The organism is Achromobacter sp. ESBL13, assembly GCF_036668755.1.
Classification (GTDB): Bacteria; Pseudomonadota; Gammaproteobacteria; order Burkholderiales; family Burkholderiaceae_B; genus Achromobacter.
This window is the reverse complement of the sequence record NZ_JAZEVT010000034.1, coordinates 1-245: the sequence shown is the minus strand read 5'-3', so window position 1 is coordinate 245 and position 245 is coordinate 1. Positions and strand designations below refer to the sequence as shown.

General features: G+C 67.3%; 1 protein-coding gene. It reads left to right on the top strand.

Features of this window, described 5'->3' with window-relative positions:
- Positions 1-245, top strand: a 245-nt coding sequence (locus tag V6F88_RS27865) for an MHYT domain-containing protein (protein WP_332613531.1), incomplete at both ends; no start/stop codon positions are given.

The following is a 245-nucleotide window of genomic DNA, read 5'->3' as shown; positions in this document are numbered from 1 at the left end:
TCTTTGACGGTGCTGTCCCTGGCCATCGCCGTGGGCTGCTCGGCGTTTGCGCTGTGGATCGTCTGCAAGGATGAACTGCCATGGCGGCGCCTGCTTAGCGGCGCGTTGCTGATGGGCGCCGGCATCGTTTACGACGCGAAGTGGTTTGCGCTGTCCATCGTGATCGCCGTGGCCGCCTCGGGCGCTGCCTTGTGGATCACCTATCGCCTGCGCCACGACGGCCCGCGCGTGGCGTTCTCGCGCCC